Raw genomic sequence first — 11,665 nt, forward strand, 5'->3', positions numbered from 1 at the left:
ACGCCTGGAGACGACGCTGGTCACCCGCTCAGAACAGCGCGACGGCGGCCTCCGCCGAGTACACATGGAAGGTCAGGCTCTGCTGGAAATAGAGCTGGACCGTTTCGGCGTCGTGGGCAAGATAGCCGATGGACAGATCCTGGCCCACGGTGAGATCGAAGTCGCCGCCACGGGTGGTGAGCACGAACGCCCCGTCGATGGCCGGCGCCCAGATGATCTCCCCCTCGGGAACCAGGCGTTCCAGATGGGTGCGCAGCGGATGACCGTGGTTGGAGGTCTCGCTCACCTTCGTGTAGAGGTCGGCGCTCAGCAGCACCGAATACGGCCCGTCGACACCGGCCAGCCGCAACTGACTCACCGCCAGGGCGATCACCTCGGGTACCCCGAACACATCCTCGGGCAGTGCGATCGACCGGTTCGACGAGGCGGCGCGGATACCGGTGATTCCGGCCGCCGCGTAACCTTCGAAGACGGCCCGGTCCTCGGCGAAGGCGATATTGCGGGCGGCGTCCTTCACCGGGTCCAGGTCCGTGTCCTGGGCGCCGCGCTCGACATTGTCGAGTTCCTCGCGCGAGAGTGTGAACGGCACCCGCAACTCGACCAGCGGCGCCACCACCCGCTGCCGCGCCTGGACACCGTCGTGCGGGGCGGCGACCGGCGTCGTATGACCCAGCCCGCGGGCCGAATAGTCCGTACCGTGCGGACCGGACAGGTCGACCACCCGGCGGCCGGCATTGTGCCGTTTGAAGGTCCGCGTGGCCTCCTCTTCGATAACTGCCCAGGCCGCGTCGGTGATCGGCGCGAGTTCGCGATGCAGGTTGTTCATACGGTGCTGCTCCTTTTCAACGTGCCGATACCGAGAGAACCGTCGGCGGCCGGCGGCGGGCCCGGATCTGCCGCCGCGGCATCCTCCGGCGGGTCGGGCAGATCGTCGAAGAAATCCTGCGGCGGAACGAAGAAGAGGGTGCCGGTGACCGCGGTGGAGAAATCCAGGATGCGATCGTGGGTGGCCTCGTCGGTCCCGAGGAACATCCGCTCCAGCATGATCTCGGTGGTCCGGGGGGTCGCCGAATAGCCGACGAAATAGGTGCCGAACTCACCCTCGCGGACACTGCCGAACGGCATGTTCGCGCGCAGGATCTGCCGTTCGGTGCCGTCTGGCTCGATCACCTGGTTCACCGCGATATGCGAGTCCGGGGGTTTCACCTCGTCATCGAGTTCGAAATCCTCGAGTTTGGTGCGGCCGATCACCCGTTCCTGCTCCTGCACCGGCAGCGCCCGCCAAGCGGTCAGATCGTGCAGGTACTTCTGCACGATCACATAGCTGCCGCCGGTGAAATCCGGGTCGCCGGTGCTGATCAGCGCGGCCCGGCCGGCGGGTGTATCCGGCAGACCGCCCTCCGGGTTCTCGGTGCCGTCGACGAAACCGAGCAGGTCACGTTGTTCGAAATAGCGGAAGCCGACCGTCTCGTCGACGATCGTGCCGATATCGGCCAACCGGTCGCCGATCGCCATGGCCAGTTCGAAACAGGCATCGTGCACCTGGCCGCGGATGTGGAAGAGCAGATCGCCCGGCGTGGCGGGAGCCCGGTGCAGCGGCCCCTCGTACCCGGGGAACTCGTGCAGTTCGGCCGGGCGGGGCCCACCGAACAAGCGATCCCAGGCGGTGGAGCCGATCCCGGTGATACAGCCCAGCCCGGCGCCCGGCAACCGGAATCCGATGGCCCGGCGCAGACCGGGCAGTTCGGCGAGCAGATCCCGGGCAGCCGCCTCACCACCGGGGCCGATGGTGGCGACCAGGAAATACGCGGCCGGGGTGAGTGGTTCGAGAATCGGCTGCGGCTGCCCCATAGCCGATCACATTACCGGCGCGGGACCGGCAAAGGCGTGACCCGGGGCTGCCTACTTGGCCACTGTCAGCAGAAAGGCCACATCATCGATGGCCTGCACACTGTGCCGGGCCTTCGGTACAACCAGCAGATCCCCGGCCGACCCCTTCCACTCGTTGTCCCCACTGTGCAGCGTGAGCGTGCCGGAGAGGACGAGCAGGGTGGCCTCACCGTAGTTGTCGTGTTCGGCCAGGCTCTGACCGGCGCACAACCCCACCACGGTCTGGCGTAGCGAATTCGCGTGACCGCCGTAGATGGTCTGCGAACTGCGGCCACTTGTCACGGTCGCGGCCAGCTTGAGTTGCTGCCGGGCCACCGCTGTCAGCGATTTCTTGTCCATGGACAGCCTTTCGCCTCCACATACCCACGACCGGGCTGTGATCGCGGGACGTACAGCCGAGTATGCCCGACCCGGCTCAACCGTTCCGGCGTTTTTCCGAGGCTCGCGCCGGTATCGTCCGCCGGGGCGCGGGCGCCGGCGGTCAGTCGCGGGTGAAACGCCTGATCCGGTAGCGCAGCCCACTCGAGGATTCGAGCCAGGTCGCCGGATCGGCCGACGACCACTCCGGCCCCAGGGCCGGGGCGTGTGCGTCACCGTCCACCTCGGTGTCGACCTCGGTGATCAGCAGTTCGCCGGCATACGGAAGCGCCAACCGGTAGATCTCGCCGCCGCCGATCACCCACGTCGTCGCGGGCGCCGCGAGTGCCAGCGCGGCCTCGACCGACGCGGCCGCTTCCGCTCCGTCCGCGGACCAGCCGGGCTGCCGTGTCACGACGATATTGCGCCGGCCCGGCAGCGGCCGGAACCGGGCGGGCAGCGAATCCCAGGTGCGACGGCCCATGACCACCGGATGACCGGCAGTCGTCTCCTTGAACCGAGCCATATCCTCGGGGACCCGCCACGGAATGGTGTTGTCCACCCCGATCACCCCGTCGGGGGTCTGCGCCCAGATCAGGCCGATCACGCGGGCGGAGTCGGTCGCGGTCACACCGCCACCGGCGCTTTGATCCCCGGATGGTGCCGGTAGTCGTGTACCCGCACGTCCTCGTACCGGTAGTCGAACAGCGAGGCGGCGGGTTCGAGTTCGAGCACCGGAAACGGGTACGGCGTGCGGGCCAGCTGCTCGGTCACCTGTTCGTGGTGGTTGTCGTAGATATGGCAGTCACCGCCGGTCCAGATGAAATCACCGGGCGCGAGCCCGGCCTGCTGGGCGACCATCACGGTGAGCAGCGCGTAGCTCGCGATATTGAACGGCACACCGAGGAAGAGGTCGGCGCTGCGCTGGTACAGCTGGCAGGACAACCGGCCCTCGGCGACATAGAACTGGAACAGCGCATGGCACGGCGCCAGCGCCATCCGGTCCAACTCGGCCACATTCCAGGCCGAGACGAGCATCCGCCGGGAATCGGGGTCGGTGCGCAGTGTGTGCAGCACCTGGGCGATCTGATCGATATGGCGGCCGTCGGGGGCCGGCCAGGACCGCCACTGCACCCCGTACACCGGACCGAGCTCGCCCTCGGCATCGGCCCATTCGTCCCAGATACTGACCCCGTGCTCCTGGAGCCACCGCACATTGGAGTCGCCGCGCAGGAACCACAGCAGTTCGTACACGATCGATTTGAGATGCACCTTCTTGGTGGTGATCAGGGGAAACCCGGCGGACAGGTCGTACCGCAGCTGATGTCCGAACACGCTGCGGGTGCCGGTTCCGGTGCGATCCGACTTGGCGGTCCCCGTCTCCAGGACGAGCCGGAGCAGATCTTCGTATTGGGTGTCCGGAGCGTGTCGCGGGTCCGGGACCTGACTGTTCGCTGCGCTGACCACGGGCCGAGCATACTTCCCTATCGATTCGAGCGACCGCCTGCTCCGGCCACCCGGCGGCCCGCCCGGTCCCCGACCTGCCAAGCTGACCCCATGCGCACGCTGTATGTGATCGGTATCGGTGCCGGCGACCCCGACCAGGTGACGATGCAGGCGGTCAAGGCCCTCCGGGAGGTCGACGTCTACTTCGTGATCGGCAAGGGCGTCGAGAAACAAGAACTCGTGGCGGTGCGCACCGCGATCCTCGCCGAACACGCCGACCGCCCCTACCGGATCGTGGAGATCCCCGATCCGCCCCGAGACCGGGATCCCGCGGACTACCGCGGCACGGTGCTGGACTGGCACGAACGGCGTTCGCTGCTGCTGGAGGAGGCGTTCGCGGCGCACGAGGGGGTCGGCGCGATCCTGGTCTGGGGTGATCCCGCGCTCTACGACTCGACCCTGCGCATGGTGGAACGGGTGCTGGCCCGGGGCGCGCTGGACTTCGACTACACCGTGATCCCGGGGGTCACCAGTGTGCACGCCCTCGCGGCCCGGCACCGGACTGTGCTGCACCGGATCGGCGAACCGGTACACATCACCACCGGGCGCCGCTTACGCGAGGAAGGGCTGGGCGCCGGGTCGACGGTGGTCATGCTCGATGCCGACTGCGCTTTCACCACCGTCCCCGACGACACGTTCATCTGGTGGGGTGCCTATCTGGGGATGCCCGACGAAGCCCTGATCGCCGGCCGGGTCGGGGCGGTCGCCGGCGACATCGTGCGGCGGCGGACGCAGTTGCGCGAACGCAAGGGCTGGATCATGGACATCTATCTGTTGCGCCCGGCCGAATGACCAGGTGATCGACACCGGGGTCGTAGCATGGTCGGCATGACCGAACAGGACATACTCGGGCGTATCAAGGATCTCGTCGACCACGAGCACGACCTGCGGTCCCGGGCCTCGCGGGGGGAACTCGATCCCGACGTGGAGCGGCGGCGACTGGCCGAACTGGAGGTCATGCTCGATCAGTGCTGGGATCTGCTGCGGCAGCGGCGGGCCCGGATCGATCGCAACGAGCCACCGGACGAGGCCCAGCCACGGTCGGCGGGACAGGTCGAGGGCTACTTACAGTAACAGCGTGTCTGACAACTCGATGGGTTATCGGGCACCGCCCTTCTCGGGCGTACTCGGCTCATACCCCGACCGGGGTACGAGCCTTGGTTCCCGCGTCGTCCGGGCCGGTTGCACCGGCACCCATCAGGTGCCGGTCAGCGCCTTCCCGTCGGCGGGCATTGGTAACCCGGCCCCCTGCTCGGAGGTCCGGGGATTGTGGTGGGTCTTGCCTGTGGAGTGTCGGCCAGGCAGCGAGGTTGACGGCGGCGTTGAGGTCGCGGTCGGCGTGATATCCGCACCCGCAGCCGAACACCCGGTCCGACAATGTCAGGGCGGGGTTGAGGGTGCCGCAGGTCGGACACCGTTTACTCGACGGGTACCACCGATCGGCGGTGACCACGGTGCCGCTCCGCCACCGCTGCTTGTAGTCCAGCAGCCGTCCGAAATCGGCCCAGCCGGCATCGGCGATCGCCCGCGCCAGCCGGGGGTTGCGCAGCATCCCGGCCACATGCAGGTCCTCGACAACGAGCCGGTCGTGGGTTTTGACCAGCTCGTTGGTGACCTGATGCAGGAAATGACGACGCACATTCGCCACACGATGATGATGGCGAGCCAGCCGCGTGGCGGCTTCTCGCCGGTTGTGGGAGCCCTTCTCCTTCCTCGACAGGGCCTTCGCCAGCCACCGCTGCCGCGCCAGCCCCCGAGCCAGGGGTTTCGGTGGATCATCGACCCGCGCCACTTCACGACCCTCGCTGGTGGCGGCTTCCTCGAACACCTGCTGACACACCTGGTCACGCCATACCAGCCCGGTGACCTCGACCGTGGTGACCCCGGTGGGGTCGACGATGAATACCCGGCCGGCTGCTTCGGATTTCTTCCAGGTGTTGAAGGCGTTGATCAGGTCGAACCGGGTCCACGGGACCGGGTGCTCGGGGTCGGTCCGCCGCTGGGTGAGCGCGGTTTTCACCATCGCCAGGCACTGGTTGTAGGCGAACCGGGCCGCGCCCGCATGCCGGGCCAGCACGGTCCGCTGCTCGACGGTGGGGTCGAGGCAGTACCGGAACGCGGTGTGCCTACTCATCGCCGGCGACTATCACACAGGCCACCGACAACTTCGCGGGATATGCGGCAATGACACCGGCAAGCCGGTCCAAACCGCGAACAGAACCGCACGACAACACGAGTACCGAACCCTCCGACAGCGCACACGCACCCCACGCCCAGCCCACTGACCCGGACCCGGCAATCCGAGATCCCAGACACCCTCTAAGGAGCCCTGATGCCCGACAGCGACAGCGACGCCACCGGGGACAGTGGGGTCGCCGAATACGATGTCATCGTCCTCGGCGGTGGTCCGGCCGGTGAGAACGCGGCCGCCTATGCCATCGCCGGCAGCGACCGGACCGCGGCGATCGTCGAACCGGAGAAGGTCGGTGGCGAATGCTCGTACTGGGCCTGTATCCCGAGTAAGGCGTTGCTGCGACCGGGCCACGTGCTGGCCGCCGCGCTGGGACTGCCCGGGATCGAGGCAGCAGGTCCCGATACCGCCGAAGTGCTGCGCCGGCGCGACGAATTCGTGCACGCCCACAACGGCGACCACGACGATTCGAGTCAGGTCGAGTGGGCGGCCCAGCAGGGTATCGAGGTGATCCGCGGCGCCGGCCGGCTCGACGGGGAACGCCGGGTACGGGTCGGCGACCGGGTACTGCGCGCCCGCTCGGCAGTGGTGCTGGCCACCGGGACCCACGCGGCCGTCCCCGACGTCCCCGGCCTCCGCGAGGCCCTGCCCTGGACCTCCCGTGACGCCACCAACCTGCGCGAGATCCCGAAACGAGTGATCGTGATCGGCGGCGGTGTGGTGGCCTGCGAGGCCACCACCTGGCTCTCGGCGCTCGGCGCGGAGGTCACCGTACTGGTCCGCGGGGACCGGCTGCTCACGGGTGTGGAACCGTTCGCCGGGGAGTACGTCGCGTCCGCGCTCACCGCGCAGGGGGTGCAGATCCGGTTCGGGACCCGGCCGCTGCGGGTGACGCGCCCGGCGGCCGTCGACCACGGCGAGGGCCGGATACACGGCGGCGCCGTCACGGTGCACGCACAGGGTCCGGACGGGGAGACCACCCTCGTCGCCGACGAGATCGTGGTGGCGGCGGGGCGGGTGCCCAACACCGACGGGATCGGCCTGGACACAGTGGGCCTGCCCGGCGGGTACGTCGAGGTCGACGATCAGCTGACGGTGTCCGGCGTACCCGGGGCTTGGCTGTACGCGGTCGGCGATATCAACCACCGCGCCGCACTCACTCATATGGGCAAGTACCAGGGCCGGGTGTGCGGGGACGTCATCTCCGCACGCGCCGCGGGCCGGTCGCTGACCGGCCCGCGCTATCGGGCCGCCGCCGACCACCACGCGGTACCGCAGGTGGTGTTCACCGACCCCGAGGTCGCCGCCGTCGGGCTCACCGCCGACGCCGCCCGGAAAGCCGGCCACGAGATCCGCACCGTGGAACTGGATATCGCGGTCGCGGGTTCGGCGCTCGCCCGCGACGACTACACCGGCCGTGCCGCGCTGGTGATCGACAACACCACCGACACCCTGCTCGGTGCCACTTTCGTGGGCCCCGATGTCGGCGAACAGTTGCACGCCGCGACCATCGCGGTCGCCGGGCGCGTCCCACTGGACGCCCTGTGGCACGCGGTGCCCGCTTTTCCCGCGATCAGCGAATTCTGGTTACGACTGTTGGAGACCGATAGGTCGTCGTTACCATCGGGTAGATGAGCGCAACCGAACAGATCACGACCACGGACGGTGTGGTCCGCGGACGCCGCGACCGGCGCGTGATGTACTGGCGGTCGCTGCCGTACGCCGCGCCACCCGTCGGTGACCTGCGGTTCCGTTCGCCTCAGCCGGTGCAGCCGTGGACCGATGTACGCGACGCGACCTATTTCCGCGCGGCCGGGATCCAGCCGACCTTCGGTGTACGTCTGGGTCCGCGCAAGCTGCAGGAGATGAGCGAGGATTCGCTGACACTGAATGTCGTGGCTCCCGCCACCGCCTCGGTGCGACCGCGTCCGGTGATGGTATTCATCCACGGCGGCGGCTACCTCTTCGGCACTTCGGCGCTGCGCCTCTACTCCGGTGTCCAGCTGGCGGCCGACGGGGATGTGCTCATGGTGTCGATCAACTATCGGCTCGGCGCGTTCGGATACGCCGACTTCAGCGAGTTCTCCACACCGGACAGCCCCTACGACTCCAATCTCGGTCTGCGTGATCAGATCGCGGCCCTGCGCTGGGTCCGGGCCAATATCGCCGCATTCGGCGGTGACCCGGACAATGTGACGATCTTCGGCGAGTCCGCCGGCGCGCACGCGGTATTGAGCCTGCTGGCGACACCCTCGGCGGAGGGCCTGTTCCACCGCGGTATCGCGCAGAGCCCCCCGGCGGACTGGGGGTTGACGGTCGCCGAATCGCGGGAGTTCGCCCGCCGCATCCTCGACCGGCTCGGCGTCGCCCCCGAGGACGCGAATCACGCGTTGCGCACGGCCGATCCGCACGATATCCGCCGCGCGTTCAACCGGGCGTCGAATGCGGTCATGACGGAGTTCCCGGGATTCTTCCCGGCCGCGCCGGTAGCCGGCGGCGAGTTGCTGCCGCGCACTCCGATCGACGCCTTCACCGAGGGCCACACCCACCGGGTTCCGCTGATCATCGGCACCTGCCGGAACGAGGGCGCCCTGTTCAACCGCTTCACCGATACGCTGCCCACCCGCCCGGAACGGCTCAAGAAGGCACTCTCGGCCGCCGGCCCCGACCTCTACCCCCGGGTTTTCTCCACCTATCCGGGCTTCCCGGCCGAGCAGGCCGCGATCCGCGCGGGCGGCGACTACTTCTTCTGGCGGCCCTCGGTGGCGGTGGCGGAGGGACACAGCCGCCACTCCCCCACCTACGCCTATCGCTACGATTTCGCACCCCGGCTGCTGCAGCTCAACAAACTGGGCGCCACGCACGCGACCGATCTGCTGGCAACCTTCGGCACGGTCTACGAACCGTGGAGCCGGGCCCTCACCGCCGGCGGTAGCCGTCGCGGTCTGCTCGCGGTGACCCGCCAGGTCCAGAACAACTGGCTGCATTTCGCCCGCACCGGCGAACCGCTGCCGTCCTGGCCGCGCTACACCGAACAGGAACGCAGCACGCTCATCATCGACGCGCCGGGCCGGGTGGACAACGACCCGGACAGCGCCCAGCGCAAACTGTGGGCGGGCGTCCGCGCACCGCACCTGCTTCCGGCCGGGGCCGGTGGGCCGGCTTTCCCGGCCGACGACGCGGGAACAGCCGCCGAGGCCGAGCCCGAAGGCGAGGGGACGTTGCTCGACACGGTCGCCGCCGAACACCCGATCGCCGCGACCGCCATCGGTGCGGCAGTGAACGTCGCGGAAGAACTTTCCGACAGCGCGGACGATCCCGCCCCGGACAGCGAAGAACCCGATTCGCAGCAAGCCGGCTGAACCGCCATCCGTTCCGCGGTGCGTACTATTTGAGCAGGCGTGACATCCGGCGGTCGGCCAGGATCTTGCCACCGGTCTGGCAGGTGGGGCAGTACTGGAACGACCGGTCGGTGAACGCGACCTCGCGGACCGTGTCACCGCACACCGGACAGGGCAGCCCGGTGCGGGCGTGTACCCGCATACCCGAACGCTTCTCACCCTTGAGCCGGGCGGCGTCCTGCCCGACCGACCGAGCCACGGCATCGGCCAGCACCGTGCGCAGCGCTGTGTACAGATCGGTGACCTTCGCCGCCGGCAGTGTCCTGGCCGTGGCGAACGGCGAGATCTTGGCGGTGTGCAGGATCTCGTCGGAATAGGCGTTGCCGATACCCGCGAGCACGGTCTGATCGACCAGCACATTCTTGATACGCCCCGGCGCGGCGGCCAGCAGCTCGGCGAACTGCGGCTCGGTGACCGCGAGCGCGTCGGGCCCGAGCCGGGCGATCCCCGGAACCTGGGCCGGGTCGCTCACGATATAGACCGCGAGGCGCTTCTTGGTGCCCGCCTCGGTGAGGTCGAAGGCCGGGGTGGCGCCCTCGGGTGTGAAGAAGTGCACCCGCAACGCGAGCGGACCGCGACCCGGCTTCGGCGGGCTCACGCTCGGGTTGTCGGTCCAGCGCAACCAGCCCGCCCGGGACAGATGGGTGATCAGCCACAGACCCCCGCAGTCCATCCCGAGGAACTTCCCCCACCGCCCGGCGCCGGTCACATCCCGACCCGACAGCGCCGTCACCGGCGGATCGAAGGTTTTGATCGCGCTCAGCGCCGCGATATCGATCCGCCCCACCACCGCGCCGACCGCGTGCTCCCGCAGGAACTGCGCCAGCGCCTCCACTTCCGGTAGTTCGGGCACGGCCTCAGGCTACCGGGGGCCACCGACATCCGTGCGGTCCAAACGCCGGGTGATCCCGGTCGTGGTCACGGCCAGCAGCGTGCCGATCACCACCAGGTCGAAGGCCATCTGCACCGTGGTCGCTATCCGGGCGGCCTGCCCGACCGGGTGCACATCACCGAAACCGACCGTGCCCAGGGTCGCGACGGTGTAGTAGAGCGCGTCGTTACGGGTGCGCAGCTCGGCGAACTGTCCGGGCTGACGGAGCTCGAGGGTGTAGTAGAACAGCGCGAAGAACACCACGACCAGGGAGATCAGGAACAGCAACCCGTCGACACGGTGACCCGTATCGTGGCTCGCGGCCAGGAACTGGCCTATCCGGCGATAGGCGAGCCAGCACAGCCCGCCCACCCCGGCGACGAATGCCACCAACGTGATCACCCTCGTGGGCCAGAAGCCGGGAAGTTCCAGTCCGACCGGCACGAAGTAGTAGAACAGCAGCGCGGACAGCACCGTGCCCGCGTTCCGCCACAGATGCGCGCGGCCGCCGATACGTCGAGAACCCATGCGGTCATGATCTGCCCCCGCGGCCGGCTCGGCGGCCGGGCACGCCGAGCCGCGCACCGATTCCGCTCGCACGACTCCGCCGAAGCCACCCGCCCCTGAGCGCGACCCGCGACGCCGAGCGACCCGGCTCGTCGGTAACCGCGGACTCGCCCGACATCGTGCCCGGCCTCGTCCCGACCGGGAAACCGCCACGGCAGGGGGCCGGCGCTGCTAGCTTGCGGCGGTGGATCACTTCTCATGCTCGTGGACAGCGTTGCGCGCGGCGGTCGCCGGACTCGCGGACGAGGATTTCGGCCGGCCGTCGGGATGTACCGGCTGGCTCGTCCGGGATCTGGTCTGCCATCTGATCATCGATGCCCAGGATGTGCTGATCACCCTGGTGACCCCCACCGACAAAGAACCCACGCGCGACGCGGTGACGTACTGGGATATCGCCGAGACCCCGCCGACCGGGGACGATCCACTCGACGCCCTGACCGTCCGGCTGGCCGCCGCCTACGGCGAGCCGCGCCTGCTCGAACTCCACCTCGACGATGTGGGCTCGGCCGCCGGACGCGCCGCCGTACTCGCCGACCCCGGGCAGCGGGTGAGCACCCGCGACGAGGTCCTCACCGCCGGTGACTATCTGGCCGCCTACGTCCTGGAATGGACGCTGCACCATCTGGACCTGATCGCCTACCTCCCCCATGCCGAGGAGCCGCCCGAAGAATGCGTCACCCGTTCGCGGGAGCTGCTGGAAAGCATCACCGGAGCCGCATTCCCCGCGACGTTCTCGGACCGGGACGCCCTGTTGGTCGGCACCGGACGCCGCGCCGCGACCGCGGAGGAACAGGTAGCGCTGGGAGAATTGGCCGCCGAGCTTCCGCTGATCCTCGGTTGAGAGAGACCGGCCGGGTGCACCACCCGACCGCGGCGCGGTCG

Annotated in this window: 13 protein-coding genes; 5 read left to right on the forward strand and 8 right to left on the reverse strand. The window is 68.9% G+C overall.

Annotated elements, in window-relative coordinates; genetic code table 11:
• Positions 1-28: 28 nt before the first annotated feature.
• The 5 genes from NF4_RS17255 to NF4_RS17275 all read right to left on the reverse strand — a co-directional run bounded on the left by NF4_RS17255 (position 29) and on the right by NF4_RS17275 (position 3,714).
• Positions 29-826: a family 1 encapsulin nanocompartment shell protein gene (locus tag NF4_RS17255; RefSeq protein ID WP_063128361.1), complete on the reverse strand. Its 798-nt coding sequence runs from the start codon at positions 824-826 to the stop codon at positions 29-31.
• The gene (locus tag NF4_RS17260; RefSeq protein ID WP_063128362.1) at positions 823-1,851 is read right to left on the reverse strand and encodes a Dyp-type peroxidase; all 1,029 of its coding nucleotides are present in this window, start codon (positions 1,849-1,851) and stop codon (positions 823-825) included. Before NF4_RS17260 ends, NF4_RS17255 begins: the two co-directional genes overlap by 4 nt.
• 51 nt (positions 1,852-1,902) lie before the next feature.
• Positions 1,903-2,229, reverse strand: coding sequence for a cupin domain-containing protein (locus NF4_RS17265; protein ID WP_063128363.1), 327 nt, complete (start codon positions 2,227-2,229; stop codon positions 1,903-1,905).
• A gap of 142 nt (positions 2,230-2,371) precedes the next feature.
• On the reverse strand, positions 2,372-2,878 hold the full coding sequence (locus tag NF4_RS17270; RefSeq protein WP_269749637.1) for a dihydrofolate reductase: 507 nt from the start codon (positions 2,876-2,878) through the stop codon (positions 2,372-2,374).
• A complete protein-coding gene (locus tag NF4_RS17275) occupies positions 2,875-3,714 on the reverse strand; it encodes a thymidylate synthase (RefSeq protein WP_063128364.1) in 840 nt (279 codons plus the stop codon). Before NF4_RS17275 ends, NF4_RS17270 begins: the two co-directional genes overlap by 4 nt.
• Before the next feature lie 90 nt (positions 3,715-3,804).
• On the opposite strand from NF4_RS17275, the gene cobF reads away from it, so the two are divergent.
• Positions 3,805-4,545: a precorrin-6A synthase (deacetylating) gene (cobF, locus tag NF4_RS17280; protein ID WP_063128365.1), complete on the forward strand. Its 741-nt coding sequence runs from the start codon at positions 3,805-3,807 to the stop codon at positions 4,543-4,545.
• A 36-nt stretch (positions 4,546-4,581) separates the two neighbouring features.
• Positions 4,582-4,827, forward strand: a complete 246-nt coding sequence (locus NF4_RS17285) for a DUF2630 family protein (protein ID WP_063128378.1) — start codon at positions 4,582-4,584, stop codon at positions 4,825-4,827.
• Positions 4,828-4,885: 58 nt separating this feature from the next.
• Here NF4_RS17285 and NF4_RS17290 read toward each other — a convergent pair whose 3' ends face one another.
• A complete protein-coding gene (locus NF4_RS17290) occupies positions 4,886-5,887 on the reverse strand; it encodes an RNA-guided endonuclease InsQ/TnpB family protein (protein ID WP_063128366.1) in 1,002 nt (333 codons plus the stop codon).
• 198 nt (positions 5,888-6,085) lie between these two features.
• On the opposite strand from NF4_RS17290, the gene NF4_RS17295 reads away from it, so the two are divergent.
• Both NF4_RS17295 and NF4_RS17300 read left to right on the forward strand, forming a co-directional pair.
• Positions 6,086-7,579, forward strand: a complete 1,494-nt coding sequence (locus tag NF4_RS17295; protein ID WP_063128367.1) for a dihydrolipoyl dehydrogenase family protein — start codon at positions 6,086-6,088, stop codon at positions 7,577-7,579.
• Positions 7,576-9,306 carry a carboxylesterase/lipase family protein gene (locus NF4_RS17300; RefSeq protein WP_063814617.1) on the forward strand — a complete coding sequence of 577 codons (1,731 nt, stop codon included), beginning with the start codon at positions 7,576-7,578 and terminating at the stop codon, positions 9,304-9,306. The genes NF4_RS17295 and NF4_RS17300 overlap by 4 nt, the downstream gene beginning before the upstream one ends.
• Positions 9,307-9,331: 25 nt before the next feature.
• On the opposite strand, the gene NF4_RS17305 is transcribed toward NF4_RS17300, so the two are convergent.
• Together NF4_RS17305 and NF4_RS17310 are read right to left on the reverse strand one after the other, a co-directional pair.
• On the reverse strand, positions 9,332-10,198 hold the full coding sequence (locus tag NF4_RS17305) for an Fpg/Nei family DNA glycosylase (protein WP_063128368.1): 867 nt from the start codon (positions 10,196-10,198) through the stop codon (positions 9,332-9,334).
• Positions 10,199-10,207: 9 nt separating this feature from the next.
• Complete coding sequence (locus tag NF4_RS17310; protein WP_063128379.1) at positions 10,208-10,744, reverse strand: potassium channel family protein; 537 nt, start codon at positions 10,742-10,744, stop codon at positions 10,208-10,210.
• A 223-nt stretch (positions 10,745-10,967) separates the two neighbouring features.
• Here NF4_RS17310 and NF4_RS17315 point away from each other — a divergent pair, with 223 nt between their 5' ends.
• Positions 10,968-11,624: a maleylpyruvate isomerase N-terminal domain-containing protein gene (locus NF4_RS17315; protein ID WP_063128369.1), complete on the forward strand. Its 657-nt coding sequence runs from the start codon at positions 10,968-10,970 to the stop codon at positions 11,622-11,624.
• Positions 11,625-11,665: the final 41 nt, after the last annotated feature.

Source organism: Nocardia fusca NBRC 14340, assembly GCF_001618425.1.
GTDB lineage: Bacteria > Actinomycetota > Actinomycetes > Mycobacteriales > Mycobacteriaceae > Nocardia > Nocardia fusca.